We start from the raw sequence: 16,329 nt of genomic DNA, 5'->3' as shown, positions 1-16,329 counted from the left end.
CTCTCCCCGGTAGTGGTGACCAAGTGGGTCACTGATGCCGGGAAAGCCGAACCAGGGACGAAGAAAGTGCACGGTGTTCAGAATTATTTTTCGCCGGCATCCCGAAGGCGTCAGCTGCGTGGAATCACGGTTACCCAATACCCCGTGCGATACACCGTCGTGACGGGGAAGCTGCGCTCCAGGGATCGCAGCGCGAGGTCGGTGTCATCCAGGGGGAAGGCTCCGGAAATGCGCAGGCTGCTGATGCGTGGGTCGCACCTCAGCAAGCCATGGCGGTAGCGCCCGAGATCTTCCAGTAACTCTCCCAGCGGGCGGTCGAGCGCGATCAGGCTGCCCTGTTCCCAGGCGCCCACCGAGGCGCTGTTGGCCTGCACGGGGCCGATGACTCCGGAGGCGACGCGGGTGTGCTGGCCTGCTTCCAGGCGCAGGGCGTTGCGCTGTCCCGGAACAGTCACTTCGACGGCTTTTTCCAGGACCGCCACATCAGTGCCGCCGCTCCAGCTGCGCACGGTGAAGCGAGTCCCCAGGGCGCGTACGCTGGCATCGGGGCTCTGGACGAAAAATGGCCTGTCGAGGGCGTCGCTGGCGGTGCTCACCAGCACCTCGCCGACACGCAAGATGATCAGGCGCTGGTTCGCGTCGAAGCGCACATCCACCGCGCTGTCGGTGTTGAGCAGCATCTGGCTGCCATCCGCCAGGGTGAAAGTGCGGCGCTCACCCACTGCGGTTTTGTAGCCGGCAGTGAAGCGTTGGCGCGTATCGCTGCGCCAACCCAGTGTGGCCAGACCGCCCAGAGAAGCGAGCACCACGACACTGCGCAGCACCTGGCGCCTCGATGGTCCGGTCGAAGCCAGTGTTGCAGCAGCCAGGCGACCCGGCACCCGGGCCATCTGCCGGTTCACCGACTCGATGCGCTGCCAGGCGCGCTGATTGATCGGGTCGGCCGCCAGCCAGCGCTGCCAGGCTTGCTGATCGCTGGCTGCAGTCGACTCATTGGCGAGTCGCGCATACCAGCGCGCGGCTTCGCTGATGGCCTGGCGCTCATTCGGAATGAGGGCGTCGCTCACGAGAGGCGCACCATCGCCAGGCAACAGTGTTCCATGGCCTTGGCCATGTATTTGTTGACGGTACGGATGGAGATGCCCAGTCGCTCGGCAATCTGGCTGTAGGTCAGTCCTTCCAGCTGTGACAGGATGAAGGCCTGCCGGGTCTTTTGCCCCAGGCCATCGAGCATACGGTCGATTTCCGTCAGCGCTTCGAGGAGCAGGGCCTGCTCTTCGAGGGCGGGCCGGACCGCTTCGGGAAGCAGGGCCAGCGCTTCCAGATAGGCCCGTTCCAGTGAGCGCCGGCGGTACAGGTCTATCACCAGTCCCCGTGCGATGGTCTGCAGGTAGTGACGGGGTTCGCGAATCACCCCAGCGCTCTTGGCCATCAGCACGCGCACGAAGGTGTCCTGCGCCAGGTCGGCCGCATCAGCGGAGTCGTTGAGGCGCTGGCGCAGCCAGCCGCGAAGCCAGCCGTGATGGTCGCGGTACAGCATCCCTACCGATTGCAGCGACGAATCTCCCTGCATTGCAATCCCCCAAGAACAATTTGCAAACGACAATCGTTATCAATCATACGGGATGTGGCAATGCTTGAAAACTGCCGGCTGGGGAGCGTCTGCTTCTGGCCGGAAGTGCCCCGCACAGCCGTTTTCCTCGCCTGCAAGCCCTCATGGCTGCCGTTGCCATGAGGGTGGAAAGTCGGGTGACGGAGACGGCCGTGGGGGTAACCTGAGCAAATCCGGCTAGGTGCGCCCACTGCGGATTGGGTGATTCTGTCGCCGACCGCATAACCAGGAGCTTCCATCCGGTGCCCGATATTCCGACTGCCTACGCCAAACGCTTCGATTCCGTGCTTGCTTACATCGATGGGCACCTCGAGGGTGACCTTTCGGTGAAAACGCTGAGCGAGGTGGCGCATTTCTCGGCGTTTCACTTCCATCGGCAATTCACAGCCTACGTAGGTGTGCCTGTCGCGCGTTATGTGCAGCTGATGCGCCTGCGACGCGCGGCGCATCGCCTGGTGTCTGGTGCGGAATACTCGGTAATGGATGCCTCGCTCGACGCCGGCTTTGACAGCCCAGAGGCATTCAGCCGGGCCTTTCGGCGGGACTTCGGCATGGCGCCCAGTGCCTTCCGGCAGCAGCCGAATTGGCAGACCTGGCATGCGGTTTTCGCCATTCCCCATTTTTCCAGGAGCATCACTATGCAGGTACGTATCGTCGATTTCGCCGAGGTCCGGGTCGCCGCCCTCGAACACTGCGGGCCTCCCGCACAGCTCGACGAGAGCGTGCGCCAGTTCATTCAGTGGCGCATGGGTAGCGGGCAGTCGCCAGTAGACGCGAGCCGCACTTTCGGCATTCCCTACGGCAACCCCGACACAACACCAACAGAACAGTTTCGCTTCGACATCTGCGGCGAGATCGGCGAAGCCGTCGCGTCGAACGATTACGGCGTACGCGAGCTGGTCATTCCCGGTGGCCGTTGTGTGGTCGTTCGCCACGTCGGCTCGCCGGATCACATCGGCGAGAGCATCTATCCGGTCTATCGCGACTGGCTGCCTGGCAGTAACGAAGAACTCCGTGACCACCCGTTGTTCTTCCACTACCTGAGCGTCTTTCCTGAGACGCCGCTGGAAGAATGGCAGACGGATATCTACATCCCGCTGCAATAGCACTCGCTCGCACTTTGCCGTCGTCCGAGGCATTCGTGACGGCGGCACTTTGTGCTGCCCGGTCGCGCTGACGACAAGCATTCGCTACCGCCAGTGGACGATCAAACATTCAAGGTGATCGACGATGGGCGCTGCGCCTTGCGCCCGACGATCATCTGCAGCCGGCACCCTGGAGTGCAGCGACAACCGGCGAACTTATTCATGGCCCTGGGGCCAGCGCTTTGGCCGGCTCGGACATGGGGTGAGCGGCACGGCGCACACTAGACTGCGGCTACCCAATAGAAGGAGTGGCACATGACTTTCAATCACCAAGTGGTCTGGATCACCGGGGCATCCTCCGGCATTGGCGAGGCGCTGGCGCGCCTGCTGCTGCAGCAGGGCGCGTGCGTCATCCTCTCCGGGCGGCGCGAAGCCGCGCTGCAGGCCGTTGCCGAGCAGGCGCCGCAGCGTGCCCTGGTCCTGCCCTTCGAAAGCACCGACTATGCCGCGCTGCCACAGGTGGTGGAGAAGGCCTGGGCCTGGCAGGGTCGTATCGACTGCCTGATCAACAACGCCGGGATCAGCCAGCGCAGCCTGGCCCTGGATACCCGCTTCGAGGTTTACCGCGAGCTGATGGAAGTCGACTACCTGGCTCCGGTGGCCCTGACCCAGCAGTTGCTGCCGCGTCTGGTCGCTCAGGGGAGTGGCCAATTGGCCGTTGTCAGCTCCGTGGCCGGCAAGGTCGGTGCCCCATTGCGTACCGGCTACTGCGCTGCCAAGCATGCCGTAATCGGATACTTCGAAGCCTTGCGCGCCGAAGTCGAACAGGCCCATGGCATCAGGGTCAGCGTGATCCTGCCTGGTTCGGTGCGCACCGGCGTGGCCGTCAACGCACTGGGTGGCGACGGTGCCCGTCGCGGTCGCTCCGACGTCAATATCGATAACGGCATGCCTGCCGACGAAGCCGCGCGGCGCATTGTCGAGGGACTGGCGGCCGGTCTGCGCAGCATAGAGGTGGCGGAGGGTACCGAGAAGCTCGCCCTGCACCTGCGAAGCACCGACCCTGAGCGCCTTTTCGCGCTCACTGCCGCCGAAGGCGCGCGCCTGGCCGAAGAGCGTGCCCGCAACGGCAATGCCGATATCGACCCGGGAGCTGTGCAGCGCCTGGGCAACTGAAACCTGTCAGCGGAAGGATAAAAGGCCCAGATTACCCTGGGCTTTTTTCTCCAGCGGCGTCAGGCGCGCCCTGAGTATGGCCTGCACCTGGGGAGACTGTGTTTCACCCGCGGCGGCCGCTGCCGGCTCAATGCTGATCCTGTCTGTCGGGCTTGCAGTTTCGATCAGTCCGCACCTTGCAGACAGTGCGATCGAGCAGGAGCTTCAGGATGCCGGGCCCAACCCTATGATCAACCGGCATCAGGACGGGTTGGTCGCTGCTGCTCGTCGCTGCGCGCAAGTCAGCTCAGCCCACCAAGATCGCCCGCAATCGCAGTCCGCCGTACGGCGATGCAGCTCTGTCGACGGGCTACTACAGTTGCCCCTCGAGGGCGATACCGTCGAAGGGGCTTCGGACCTTTGCTCAGAATGAAAAGTCATCCGTCGTGCATTCTTGCGAGGGCCTTCTCCACTCGTGTTTCCGGTTTGAATCTCGCCTGCGAAAGCAGCAACGGAGCGGGAAGTTTCGAGCAGCCAGAGCGACTGGCGTTGGAGAAAAGGCATGCCCAAGAAAATCATCATTTCCTTCGACGGAACCTGGAACACGCCGGATGCGAAGTCCGAGATCAAGGGCAGTAAAAGCACCAATGTGTGGAAGCTGCATGCATCCATCCTGCCCACCGACAAGGACGGCACGACGCAGGACAAGTGGTACGACAAGGGTGTCGGCACCGCGTGGTACGACCGTCTCGCCGGCGGGGCATTCGGCGTGGGGCTTTCCGAGAAAATCCTCGATGGCTACCGGCAACTGGTCACGACCTACGAGGCCGGTGACCAGATCTACCTGTTCGGCTTCAGCCGTGGGGCCTATACGGCGCGCAGCCTGGTGGGGCTGATCCGCAATGCCGGCCTGCTCAAGCCCGAGCACATCGACCTGACCAACGAAGCCTACGGCCTGTACCGGACCCGCGACGAGGGTGCGGATTCCGACAGTGCCAAGCTGTTCAGGGACAATTTCTCGCGGGTGATCTCCATCCACATGCTCGGCATCTGGGATACCGTGGGCGCCCTGGGTGTGCCGCTGGAATCCTTCGACTGGTTCAACAAGGCCTATTACGAGTTCCATGACACCGAGCTCAGCTCGATCGTCCACAACGCATTCCAGGCGCTGGCCATCGACGAGTGGCGCAAGAATTATCAGTGCACGCTGTGGGACCCGAAGAGCAAGCCCAACCAGCGCGTGGAGCAGGTCTGGTTCTCCGGTGCGCACGCCAATGTCGGCGGTGGCTACGCAGACAACAACCTGTCGGATATCGCCCTGGTGTGGATGGTCAACAAGGCGATCGAATGCGGCCTGGCGGTGGATACCGGCAAGACCCCGAGCCTGCCCACGACCACCCAGCCCATCACCAACTCCTACAAGGAATTCCTGGGCGGCGCCTACAGCCAGCTCACCCCGCCGTATTACCGGGATATCGGCAACACGCCCTTCGGCCAGGAGGCGATCGATCCCAGCGTGGAGGACCGCCTCAAGCACGATGCCCAGTACAAGCCGAAGAACCCGGTGGGCGGCCATCTCACCGGCAACTTCACGCCGGTGGGCAAGATCCGCTGACGATCAGCCACGCTGGCCGGTGGCGTGGTTGCGTGTTCTTCGTCGAGCGGCCGGCACAGTCGCTCACGCCGCGGCGAATATCATGGCCCGCGTTAGCGTTTCACGCAGACGAACAGCGCGTTGCCTGAGCTGCCGGCCCAGGGCGTGATCCGTTCGTAGTCGTGCTCGAAGACCTGGACCTCGAAGAGCGGCTCCAGCAGCCGCTGCAGCTCGGCGAAGGTCACCGCGACCATCGCGTGTTCGTCCTGCCAGGCCTGGGTGTCGCCGGCGCTGGTCTTCTCGATGCTCTGGCGCAAGGCCTGGCGCTCGCCCGCGCCGCTGTAGTACCAGCCGGAACCGAAGGTGAACTGGCTACCCTCGTGCTCGACCGAATGACGCACGAAGGAGCGGTTGTCGATCTGCCCCTTGTCCACGCTGTTGAAGCAGAACACGCCGCCGTCTGCGAGTGCATCGTGCACGCTCGAAAGGCATGCCTGAAGCTGTTCCACGCCGGGGTTGTAGTGGATCGAGTAGAGGAAGCAGGTGATCAGGTCCAGCGGCTCGTCGACGTGGAAGCTGGCCATGTCCTGCCGGCTGAAGTGCGCCTCGGGGCAGCGCTGCCGGGCGATGTCCAGCATCGGCTGGTTAATGTCCAGGCCGGCGCTCTGGTAGCCGAAGTCGAGGAAGTGGCGCACGTGCGGCCCGGTTCCGCAGGCGAGGTCCAGGTGCCTGTGCCCCTGGTTGCCGAACAGCTGGTGCAGGCGGCGCACGCAGTGGCTCTGTGCCTGGTAGTCGATGTCGGCGCACATCAGGTCGTAGTAGGAGGACAGGTCGGTGTACAGCGCGTTGGAGGACATAGGCAGCCAGGGAGAGGGGTTCGCCGCAGGTTTGGGCGCGGCATGGTACATCAGCCGTGGCCGATCCCCGCGGAAATCGGACTGGCGTGGTCGACGAGGCAGGTGTCATGGCGAGCGTCCGGCGCCTGGACCGGGTTGCCCGGGCTGACGGCCAGCCACCCCGTCCGACAGCGGAGCCGGTCGCCGGCTCCGCAATGGACGGCCATTTTTTTCATTGGCCGCGAAAATATTTTTACTAATTTTCCTCGGCGAAAAGCTGAAGCACCATGCCGCCCCATTCCAACAACAACGTCCTTCGAGGCGGCCAGCAGGAGTGCCCAGGTGCAAGCGTTCAACGAGTGGCGGCGGTGTTTTGCAGCACGGACATTCATCGATGACGCACTGGGCGGCGGCCCCCGGCTCGCAATGCGGGAAGGTGCCGTTGCCATGCACCGCCTCCCGGCTTCCCTGGCCCCGCACGCTTGCCGGGCCGCCCCGATCGACCCTCGCTGAGTCCTCCGGCAGCGGCTGCCCGAGGCTTGGCTTCGGCTGGGGTCACCGGGCATCCGACCGCTGCGCAGGAAGCCTCGACCGGCATCGCGCCGTTCCAGTCCAACGAGCCCAGAGGCTCGCAGTCCATGAGTCAGCCATGAAAAAAACAACAAGCGCTTCCGCTACGTCCTTGCCTGCCCATCCAGCCCATACCCCATCGCCGTCGTCGCGCAGTTTCCGCAAGTCGCTGGGGATCCCGGCGCTGGTGCTGTTCGGCCTCGCCTACATGGTGCCGCTGGCCGTCTTCACCACCTACGGCCTGGTGACCCGGATGAGCAAGGGGCATCTGCCAACGGCCTATCTCTTCACCCTCGCGGCCATGCTGCTGACCGCCTACAGCTACGGGCGCATGGTGCAGGCGCACCCTTACTCGGGGTCCGTCTACAGCTATACGCGCAAGACCTTCGGCGCGGCCTTCGGCTTCATGGCGGGCTGGACGCTGCTGCTGGACTACATCTTCCTGCCGTTGCTGAGCTACCTGCTGATCGGCATCTACATGACCGACTACTTCCCCTCCGTGCCTCTGTCGGTGTGGATACTCGGGTCCATCGCGCTGGTGACCCTGCTCAACCTCGTCGGCATCGAGTCGATCACCCGGGTCAACTGGGTGCTGATCGTCGCGCAGATGGTTTTCGTGGTGGTGTTCATCGCGCTCTCGCTGAGCCACCTGGGTGCCCAGGCGGAGCCGGTGGCGCTGGTCCAGCCGTTCTACGACGAGCACTTCAGCCTGCCGCTGGTGATGTCCGGTGCGGCGGTACTGTGCCTGTCCTTCCTCGGCTTCGATGCCGTCTCGACCATGGCCGAGGAAACCCCGGAGCCGCGCCGGCAGATTCCCGCAGCGATCATGCTGGTAACCCTGATCGGCGGCGTGCTGTTCATCGTCATGGCCTACTTCGGCCAACTGGTGTTCCCCGAGTGGCAGGCGCTCACCGATGCCGATTCCGCGGCGCTCGACGTGCTGCGCCGGATCGGCGGCGAGTGGCTGGTGACCTTCTTCACCGCGACCTACGTGGCGGGCTGCTTCGCCTCGGCGATGGTGTCCCAGGCGAGCGTCTCCCGCGTGCTCTTCGCCATGGGCCGGGACGGGGCGATTCCCCGTGTATTCGGCAAGCTGGTGACGAAGAAACGCGTGCCGGCGAATGCGATCATCCTGATCAGCCTGCTGTCGCTGATCGCCCTGTTCGTCACCCTGGATACCGTCGCCAACATGATCAGCTTCGGCGCGCTCTTCGCGTTCTCGGCGGTCAACCTGGCGGTGATCAAGCACTACCTGATCGATGAGCGCCTCACCGGCAAGGGCAACTACCTGCGTTACGGGGCGCTGCCAGCCCTGGGCTTCCTCAGCACCATCTGGCTCTGGTCGAGCCTGTCGGGGATGTCCTTCCTGATCGGCTTCGGCTGGATGTGCCTGGGGTTCATCTGCCTGGCCAGCGCCACGCGGATGTTCCAGCAGCAGCTGCCGGACCTGAACATGGCGGAGTGATCGTCGGTCGGATCGAAGCCGGGCCTGGCCCCGGCTTCTTTCAAGCGAAGCCGATACTGGTTAAGGTGGCGCGAATTCGAGAAGCGGGCGGGATCGCGCCATGAAACTGCATCAACTGCGCGCCCTGCGCACCATCGCCGAAAGCGGCAGCCTGCAGGAGGCCTCGCGTCTGCTGGAGGTCACCCAGCCGTCACTGTCCAAGGCAGTGAAGGAGCTCGAAGGCGAGCTGGGCGTGCCGCTGCTGGTGCGCTCGAATCGTGGTGTGACGGTCACGGCCTACGGCGAGCGGCTGGTCAGCATGGCCCGGCTGGTCACCGAGGAAGTGCGCCGCGCGCGCGACGAGATCGGTACGCTCAAGGGCGAGATGGCCGGCCGCGTGGCTATCGGCGTGTCGCCGGTGACGCCCAATCGCGCCTTTGCCAACTGCTTCAAGCGCTACCGCGAGCTGCACCCGAATGTGCAGCTGCAAATCTTCGAGCTGCGCTCGGTGCAGCTCTTCGAAGGGCTGAAGGAAGGCCGGCTGGACCTGGTGCTGACCACCCAACCGGTGCAGGACGCCGCCGACGGGCAGGTCTGGTACGAACTGGCACCGCAGCCTTCGGCATTGGCGGTGCGCAAAGGGCATCCCCTGGCGGGGGCTCGCTCGCTGCACGAACTGCTGGACCTGGAGTGGCTGTTGTCCGACCCGCTGGAAGTCGCCCTGGCCGGGCAGTTTTTCCGTGAACGCGAGGTGGCGCCGCCCCAGCGCATCACCGAATGTTCTTCCTCGCTGCTCTACCTCGAACTGGCGGCCAGCACCGATGCGGTGAGCTTCTGGTCGCAGCGCATGCTGCAGTTGCCGATGGTGGCGCAAGTGCTGGTGCCACTGCAGATCGCCGAAGCCACGCCGGTGGCGAGCATTTCCATGGTCACTCGCCCGCAGGAGTTGATGACCCGCGAAGCCCGGTTGCTGGCCGAGGAAATGGTGACGGCGTTCAACACCGCGCAAATCTGACCGGCATAACCAGCTTCAATGCTCATGTGTAGAGATCATTACTCCGCGCTTTCGCGCTGATGCATCCTGCCGGCCGCCAGATGCCACCCGAAACGGCCGGAGTCTCCATGAATGCATCGTCGTATTTCGCCCAGAGCTATGCCCAGGCGCGTAGCAAGTTCCTCGACGCCTGCGCAGCCGCCGGCTTGCGGGTGGATTCCCACGTCCATCCGCTCACCGGGCGCGACGGCGAGACGCTGGCGGTGGACGTCGCCCGCGAAGGTGCGTCCGACGCGAAGCGGCTATTGATTATCAGCAGTGGTTGCCATGGCGTCGAAGGTTTCTGCGGCTCCGGCGTGCAGAGCGCTCTGCTGGCCGACGCCCAATTTCGTGAGCATGCGCTGCGCAACGGCTGCGCGGTGCTCTACGTGCACGCCGCCAACCCCTACGGCTTTTCCTGGTGGCGCCGCTGGACCCAGGAGAACGTCGATCTCAACCGCAACTTCCGCGACTTCACCCAGGCGGCCCCGGAGAACCCCGGTTATGCGCGCCTGGACGCGGTACTCGCGCCCCGTCGCTGGCCGAGCCCGTTGGGGCGCCTGCGGCTGCTCGGCTATGCACTGCGCCATGGCCGCTGGGAATTGCAGCGGGCGATTTCCTCCGGCCAGGCGAGTCATCCCGATGGCCTGTTCTTCTCGGGCACTCAGCCGACCTGGAGCAACCGCACCGTGCGCCAGGTGCTGCGCCAGCATGGCCGGCAATGCCGCGAAATAGCCTGGATCGACGTGCACACCGGCCTCGGCCCGACCGGCTACGGCGAGTACATCTACTCGGGTGATCCGCGCCCCGCAGCGTTGCTCCGCGCCCGCGCCTGGTGGGGCGACGAGGTGCGCTCCACGGAGGAGGGCAACAGCGTGTCGGTGAAGCTCAGCGGCAAGCTGGTCCACGCGGCACTCGAGGAGTGCCCGCAGGCGCTGCTGATCTCCATGAGCCTGGAGTTCGGCACCGTGCCCGGCTCGCAAGTGCTCGAAGCGCTGCGCGCGGACCAGTGGCTGCACCGCAACCCCGGTGCGCCGGTGGCAACGGCGCAACGGATCAAGCAGCAGCTGCGCGATGCCTTCTACGTCGACACCGACCAGTGGAAACAGGCCGTACTGACTCGCGCGCGGGATACCGCCTGGAAAGCGGTGGAGGGCCTGTGCAGCGAGATTCCACGAGAGCTGGCCTGAACTCGGGTCAAGCTTCCAACGGGTTGCGCTGCTCCTCGAACCAGTCGAGCACCGCCTGGCAGGCCGGGTGGGCGGCGCCGCTGTCGCGCAGCCACAGGGCGTAGCGGCCGCCGGTCTTCAGTGCTTCGCCGAAAGGCACGATGAGGTCGCCACGCTGCAGGGCGTCGTGGGCCAGCATGCGGTCGGTCATGGCCACGCCCAGGCCGCGGGTGGCGGCGTCCAGCGCCAGGTCGTCGAGGTTGAACAGCATGTGCTTGAACTGCGCCGGTGGTGGCGCGGCCTGCGCGCGCAGCCACTGCGGCCATTCCAGGCCGCCGCTGGAGGCGTGGATCAGCGGGTGGCGGGCCAGTTCCTCCAGTGAGCGCGGCGGCTCCTGGCCGTCGTCCAGGCGCGGGGCACAGACCGGGATCAGGTATTCGTCGTACAGCGGCGTCAGCGCACGGCCCTGGGGGTCGCTGCCACTGGGCAGGTAGAGCACGTAGGCGTCGCAGTCACCGCCGTCGTCCACCACTTCGCCGCCCACCGTCTCGATGGACAGGCACAGCTCCGGGTGCCGCGAGTAGAAGGAGCTCAGGCGCGGCAGCAGCCAGCGCACCGCCAGCGAGACGAAGATGCGGATGCGGAAAGGCCGGTCCGCCGAGGCCGGCACCAGGCGTTCCTCCAGGCGCAGCAACTGCTGCAGCATGCCTTCGGCCACCGTGTACACCTCGCGGCCGGCGTCGGTCAGCGCCACCTTGCGGCTGGTGCGGTCGAACAGCGGCACACGGTAGTACTCCTCCAGTTGCTGGACCTGCCGGCTGATGGCGCTCTGGGTCAGGTGCAGCTGTAGCGCGGCCGCTGTGAAGCTGCCGGATTCGGCAACCTGCACCAGCGCCTGCAGTGCCTGCAGGGAGGGAACGCGCAGCAGTTTGTCCATGAACCGTCCCTCCACAATCTATGCGTTTTGCGAATACAAGGATGAAAAATGAGCGTTGGTGCGCCCAGCGCTACTGCCCGTAGATTCTGGCCATGACGCGCCATTGGGGAAATCGCTTGGATACGCCCGGCGCATGGATTGTGAAGGAGTGCCGGGCAATGAACAATCACTGCGGCTGGATCGCCCTGGCGGGCGAGTTGCCCGCGCGGCCGACGCTGAGTGCAACCCAGCGGGCGGACTGGCTGATCATCGGCGGCGGCATCACCGGGTTGTCCGCCGCTCACACACTGGCTGCGCGCTTTCCGCAACAGCGCGTGGTGCTGCTGGAGCGCCAGCGCATCGCCCAGGGCGCCTCTGCGCGCAACTCCGGTTTCGTCGTCGCCCACGAGTTGCCGGCGGCCGGCGAACGCCTGGGGCAACCCGGCCATGCCGCTTACCAGGTGGCCTCGCGCATCGGCATCGCGGCAGCGCAGGAGGTCCGCCAGCGCATCGCCGAACTGAACATCGACTGCGAGCTTTACGACGACGGCTATCACTTCGCCGCTCACTGCGCCGAGCATCTGGGCGATATCGACGGCATCCTCGCCACGCTGGCCTCGGTGGGCGCCAACGCTCGCTACTACGAGGGCGCCGCCCTGGAGCAACGGCTCGGCAGCGCGTTCTATGCGCGGGCCATTCATTGCGCCGGCGGCAACGCACTGCTGCAACCTGCGCGCTATGTGAAGGGCCTGGCCGACAGCCTGCCGGCGTCGGTGGAGATCTTCGAGCAGAGCGGCGTGACCGACCTGCGCCGCAGCGGCCAGGGCTGGGTGGCACGCACCGCCCAGGGCGAAGTCCAGGCTTCGCAGGTGCTGGTCTGCCTGGGCGCATTCATCGCCCGCGCCGGCCTGCACGACAGCGGCGCCTTCCCGCTGGAACTCAGCGCCAGCATCACCCGCCCGCTGGATGAACCACGCTGGCAGTCGCTGTTCGGCGAGCGTCAGTGGGGCGTGCTCGCGCCGTTGCCCGGTGGCGGCACCGTGCGCCTGCTGCCGGGGCGCCGACTGCTGATCCGCAACACCGTCGAGTACCGCCATCGCGACCTCGACAACCGCGCGCTGGCCGAGCGCCGTCGCCGCCATCTCATCGGTTTGCAGAAGCGTTTCCCCGGCATCGTCGACGCCGACATCGCCTACAGCTGGACCGGCCACCTGAGCGGCACCCGCTCCGGCGAACCGTATTTCGCTCGCGTCGACCAGGGCCTGCATGCCGTGGCCGGCTGCAACGGCTCGGGCGTGGCGCGCGGCACCCTGTGGGGGCGCCTGCTGGTGGAGATGGCGACAGGGGGAAGCTCGCCGGTGCTGGCCGATGTGCTGGCGCAGGCGACTCCCGGCTACCTGCCGCCGAGCCCGTTCTTCGATATCGGCGCTTCGCTGCGCATGGCCTGGGAGGTGCGCCGCGCGCGAGCCGAGGCCTGATTCATCGCTTTACCCACGCACGACCATCCAGAAAGACCATCTCCAAGAACAACAACCGAGGGCAGCATGATCAACCGTCCCATGACCCTGGCAGGCCTGGCCCTGTCGCTGTTGGCTGGCACCACCCAGGCGGCGCCGACCGTCACCATCGCCAACTGGAGCAGCTACATCGCCGACGACACCCTGGCGAACTTCACGAAGCAGACCGGCATCCAGACCACCTACGACCTGGTGGACAGCAACGAGACCACCGAAGCCAAGCTGATGACCGGCGCCAGCGGCTACGACCTGGCCAGCCCGTCCAACCACTTCCTGCCGCGGCTGATCAAGGCCGGCGCCATCCAGGAGCTGGACAAGAGCAAGCTGCCCAACTGGAACAACCTCGACCCCAAGCTGATGAAGATCCTCGAGGTCAGCGACCCGGGTAACCGCTACGCCATTCCCTACCTCTGGGTGACCGTGGGCATCGGCTACAACGAGGACAGGATCAAGGCCCTCTTCGGCAACACCGACGTCACCCGCAGCTGGCAGCTGCTGTTCGATCCGAAGAACGCGGAGAAGCTCGCCCAGTGCGGCATCGCGGTGATCGACAACGCCACCCAGATGGTGCCCATTACCCTCAAGGTGCTCGGCCGCGACCCGGCCAGCCAGAACCCGGACGACTTCAAGGCGGCCGAGGCGGCGCTGCAGGCGATTCGCCCGTCGATCCGCTACTTCCACCAGTCCAAGTACGTCAGCGACCTGGCCAACGGCAACATCTGCGTCGCCATCGGCTTCAGCGGCGATGTGCTGCAGGCCATGACTACTGCCCAGCAGGCCGGCAACGGCGTGAAGATCGGCTACAGCCTGCCGCGTGAAGGCAGCACCATCGCGGTGGACACCGTGGTGATCCCCAAGGGCGCACCGCACCTGGACAACGCCTACGCCTACATGAACTACCTGCTGCAGCCCGAGGTGATCGCCAACATCACCAACGCCGTGCAGTACCCCAACGGCAACGCCGCCGCGAGCCAGTACGTGAAGCCGGAACTGCGTGCGAACCCGGCCGTCTATCCGCCGCAGGAAGTGCTCGACACCCTGTTCCCGATCAAGACCCTGTCGCCCTCCGGGATGCGCATGAGCACCCGCCTGTGGACCCGAGTGATGAGCGGCAAATGACCCAGCCCAACGACCTGCGCCGCCACGCCCTGGTGATCGGCGCCGGCGTGGTCGGCCTGGCCACCGCGCTGCAACTGCAACGCCGCGACTTCCGCGTGACCCTGCTGGACCGCAATCCGCCGGGCCTGGCCACGTCATTCGGCAACGCCTGCACCTTCGCCACCTACTCGGTTGAGCCGGTGGCCACGCCCGGCATCTGGCGCAAGGCGCCGGGCATGTTGCTGCGCCCGGACAGCCCGCTGGCGATCCGCCCGGCCTACCTGCCGCGCATCGCGCCGTGGCTGTTGCGGTTCCTGGCGGCTTCGCGGCGTGATCGTGTGGAGGCCATCGGCCACGATCTCAATACCCTGCTGCGCCCGTGCATGGAGGCGTGGCAGGGGTTGTTCGACGCGGCCGGCGCCAATGACCTGATCCGCCACGATGGCTCGCTGTACATCTTCGAGGAGCATGAACGCGGTGGCGCCCAGGCCATGGTGGATTACCACCGGCGCTTCGAGGTGCCGATCCGCTTCGTCGAAGGCGGTGAATTGCGCGAGCTGGAACCCGCACTCAACGCCCGCGCCAGCTGCGCGGTGGAGCTGCCGGGCGTGAGCCGCACGCTCGATCCCTACGCGCTGAGCCTGCGCCTGTTCGAACGTTTCCAGGCCATGGGCGGCGAGTTCCGCCGTGGCGAACTGCTGGGACTCGAACCGGCCGGGCAGGGCCGGGACGCAGTGCAGGCGCAACTGGCGACCGGCGAGCGGCTGGCCGCCGACCGCGTGGCGCTGTGCACCGGCGCCTGGTCGCGCACCTTGGTGGAGCAATTGGGCGATGCCGTGCCGCAGGACACCGAGCGCGGTTACCACGTGCTCTTCGGCCATGCCGGCGAGGTGCTCAATCGCCCGGTGTGCTGGGGCGCCGGCGGCTTCTACATGACGCCCATGGCACAGGGCCTGCGGGTGGCCGGCACGGTGGAGTTCGCCGGACTGGAAGCGCTGCCGAGCCCGGCGCGCTACCGCTGCCTGACCCGTGGCGCGCGGCGCTTCCTGCGCCTGCAGCACGAGCCGGTGTCGCAGTGGATGGGCTTCCGCTCCTCGGTGCCGGACAGCATGCCGGTGCTCGGCCCGTCCCGGCGGCTGCCGCAGGTGTTCTACAACTTCGGCCACGGCCATATCGGCTTGACCCTCGGCGCCATCACCGGCCAGTTGCTCGCCGAGCAGGCCAGCGATGTCGTCACCAGCGTGCCGGTGACGCCGTTCCTTGCCAGCCGCTTCAGCCCACGCTGAAGCGCGGCATTCACCACGGACATTCACCCGAACAGGAAGGAGAACACGACATGCCCCAGCTGACCCTCGTCGCCCCACGCAGCCATGCCATGCGCAGTGTGGGCCTGATGCTGTTGTCGATGTTCTGCTTCGCCGTGGTGGATGCACTGGCCAAGGTCGTGGCGCTGAAATACCCGGCCAACGAAGTGACCTTCTTCCGCATGGCCTTCGGCGTGCTGCCGGCCTTCCTGCTCTGCCTGCGCGGGCGGCCGCTGGTGCAACGCTGGCGGCAGCTGGACGTGCGCGGGCAGACCATTCGTGCGGTGACGCTGCTCGGGTCATCCGCGCTGTTCTTCGCCGGGTTGCCCTATGTGCCGCTGAGCGAAGCCATCTCCATCGCCTATTCCGAGGCGCTGTTGGTGATCGTGCTGGCGCCGCTGCTGCTGGGCGAACGCCTGCTGCCGCGCAACGCGCTGGCGGCGCTGCTCGGCTTCCTCGGCGTGCTGATGGTGGTCAAGCCCGACAATGCCGAAGCCAGCCTGGTCGGTCCGGCGCTGCTGGTGGCCAGTGCCTTCTTCGGCGCGCTGTCGATGATCCAGATCCGACGCATCCGCGAGACCGACGACTCGACCACCACGGTGCTGTATTTCACCGTGGTCGGCACGCTGGTGACCGGCACCACGCTGCCGTTTTCCTGGAGCACTCCGAGCCTGCCGGACCTCGGCCTGATGCTTGCCCTCGGCCTGCTGGCGACGCTGGGCCAACTGCTGTTCACCATCGCCGTGCGCCGCGCCCACGCGGCCACCCTGGCGCCTTACACCTACACCAGCATCATCTGGGCGAGCCTGCTCGGCTACCTGATCTGGGGCGAAGTGCTCAGCCTGCTGTCGTTGATCGGCATCGTGCTGATCGTCGGCAGCGCGGTGGTCGTGGCGGTGCTGGAGCAGCCGCCGGAAGGTTCGGTGGTCTGACTTTCCTCGCCTCGCACTTGGCGCCGCGCGCTCCTGCGGATGGAATCCGGCCCTTCGGTTTTCG

Annotated in this window: 14 protein-coding genes; 10 read left to right on the top strand and 4 right to left on the bottom strand. The window is 65.9% G+C overall.

The window, feature by feature from the left end; translation table 11 throughout:
- Positions 1 to 110: 110 nt before the first annotated feature.
- A complete protein-coding gene (locus tag PNI01S_RS00740) occupies positions 111 to 1,067 on the bottom strand; it encodes a FecR domain-containing protein (protein ID WP_084357216.1) in 957 nt (318 codons plus the stop codon).
- Positions 1,064 to 1,573 (bottom strand): sigma-70 family RNA polymerase sigma factor, encoded by a 510-nt coding sequence (locus PNI01S_RS00735; RefSeq protein ID WP_084357215.1) that lies wholly within the window; start codon positions 1,571 to 1,573, stop codon positions 1,064 to 1,066. The genes PNI01S_RS00740 and PNI01S_RS00735 overlap by 4 nt, the downstream gene beginning before the upstream one ends.
- A 281-nt stretch (positions 1,574 to 1,854) precedes the next feature.
- On the opposite strand from PNI01S_RS00735, the gene PNI01S_RS00730 reads away from it, so the two are divergent.
- The 3 genes from PNI01S_RS00730 (at position 1,855) to PNI01S_RS00720 (ending at position 5,467) form a co-directional block, all read left to right on the top strand.
- On the top strand, positions 1,855 to 2,718 hold the full coding sequence (locus PNI01S_RS00730) for an AraC family transcriptional regulator (RefSeq protein ID WP_024765889.1): 864 nt from the start codon (positions 1,855 to 1,857) through the stop codon (positions 2,716 to 2,718).
- Positions 2,719 to 3,012: 294 nt separating this feature from the next.
- Positions 3,013 to 3,873, top strand: coding sequence for an SDR family NAD(P)-dependent oxidoreductase (locus PNI01S_RS00725; RefSeq protein WP_024765888.1), 861 nt, complete (start codon positions 3,013 to 3,015; stop codon positions 3,871 to 3,873).
- 541 nt (positions 3,874 to 4,414) lie between these two features.
- Positions 4,415 to 5,467: a T6SS phospholipase effector Tle1-like catalytic domain-containing protein gene (locus PNI01S_RS00720; protein ID WP_024765886.1), complete on the top strand. Its 1,053-nt coding sequence runs from the start codon at positions 4,415 to 4,417 to the stop codon at positions 5,465 to 5,467.
- Positions 5,468 to 5,559: 92 nt separating this feature from the next.
- Here the strand turns inward: PNI01S_RS00720 and PNI01S_RS00715 are convergent, their stop codons facing one another.
- On the bottom strand, positions 5,560 to 6,303 hold the full coding sequence (locus PNI01S_RS00715) for a class I SAM-dependent DNA methyltransferase (RefSeq protein ID WP_084357214.1): 744 nt from the start codon (positions 6,301 to 6,303) through the stop codon (positions 5,560 to 5,562).
- Positions 6,304 to 6,931: 628 nt separating this feature from the next.
- Between PNI01S_RS00715 and PNI01S_RS00710 the strand changes: the two genes are divergently transcribed.
- From PNI01S_RS00710 to PNI01S_RS00700, 3 genes are all read left to right on the top strand, one after another.
- Positions 6,932 to 8,317, top strand: a complete 1,386-nt coding sequence (locus tag PNI01S_RS00710) for an APC family permease (RefSeq protein ID WP_024765884.1) — start codon at positions 6,932 to 6,934, stop codon at positions 8,315 to 8,317.
- A 100-nt stretch (positions 8,318 to 8,417) separates the two neighbouring features.
- Complete coding sequence (locus tag PNI01S_RS00705) at positions 8,418 to 9,311, top strand: LysR family transcriptional regulator (RefSeq protein WP_084357213.1); 894 nt, start codon at positions 8,418 to 8,420, stop codon at positions 9,309 to 9,311.
- Positions 9,312 to 9,418: 107 nt separating this feature from the next.
- Positions 9,419 to 10,519, top strand: a complete 1,101-nt coding sequence (locus PNI01S_RS00700) for a M14 family metallopeptidase (protein WP_084357212.1) — start codon at positions 9,419 to 9,421, stop codon at positions 10,517 to 10,519.
- 7 nt (positions 10,520 to 10,526) lie between these two features.
- Here the strand turns inward: PNI01S_RS00700 and PNI01S_RS00695 are convergent, their stop codons facing one another.
- Positions 10,527 to 11,435 (bottom strand): LysR substrate-binding domain-containing protein, encoded by a 909-nt coding sequence (locus PNI01S_RS00695; RefSeq protein ID WP_024765881.1) that lies wholly within the window; start codon positions 11,433 to 11,435, stop codon positions 10,527 to 10,529.
- A 158-nt stretch (positions 11,436 to 11,593) separates the two neighbouring features.
- Here PNI01S_RS00695 and PNI01S_RS00690 point away from each other — a divergent pair, with 158 nt between their 5' ends.
- The 4 genes from PNI01S_RS00690 (at position 11,594) to PNI01S_RS00675 (ending at position 16,265) form a co-directional block, all read left to right on the top strand.
- On the top strand, positions 11,594 to 12,892 hold the full coding sequence (locus PNI01S_RS00690) for an NAD(P)/FAD-dependent oxidoreductase (protein WP_084357211.1): 1,299 nt from the start codon (positions 11,594 to 11,596) through the stop codon (positions 12,890 to 12,892).
- A 66-nt stretch (positions 12,893 to 12,958) separates the two neighbouring features.
- Positions 12,959 to 14,050, top strand: coding sequence for a polyamine ABC transporter substrate-binding protein (locus PNI01S_RS00685; RefSeq protein WP_024765879.1), 1,092 nt, complete (start codon positions 12,959 to 12,961; stop codon positions 14,048 to 14,050).
- A complete protein-coding gene (locus tag PNI01S_RS00680) occupies positions 14,047 to 15,315 on the top strand; it encodes an NAD(P)/FAD-dependent oxidoreductase (protein ID WP_084357210.1) in 1,269 nt (422 codons plus the stop codon). Before PNI01S_RS00685 ends, PNI01S_RS00680 begins: the two co-directional genes overlap by 4 nt.
- Positions 15,316 to 15,365: 50 nt before the next feature.
- Positions 15,366 to 16,265, top strand: coding sequence for a DMT family transporter (locus PNI01S_RS00675; RefSeq protein WP_037012607.1), 900 nt, complete (start codon positions 15,366 to 15,368; stop codon positions 16,263 to 16,265).
- Positions 16,266 to 16,329: the final 64 nt, after the last annotated feature.

Origin of the sequence: Pseudomonas nitroreducens NBRC 12694, from assembly GCF_002091755.1 — a bacterium.
Taxonomy (GTDB): Bacteria; Pseudomonadota; Gammaproteobacteria; order Pseudomonadales; family Pseudomonadaceae; genus Pseudomonas; species Pseudomonas nitroreducens.
Note: the sequence above shows the minus strand (reverse complement) of the source record. Positions and strands in the feature narration are given on the sequence as shown.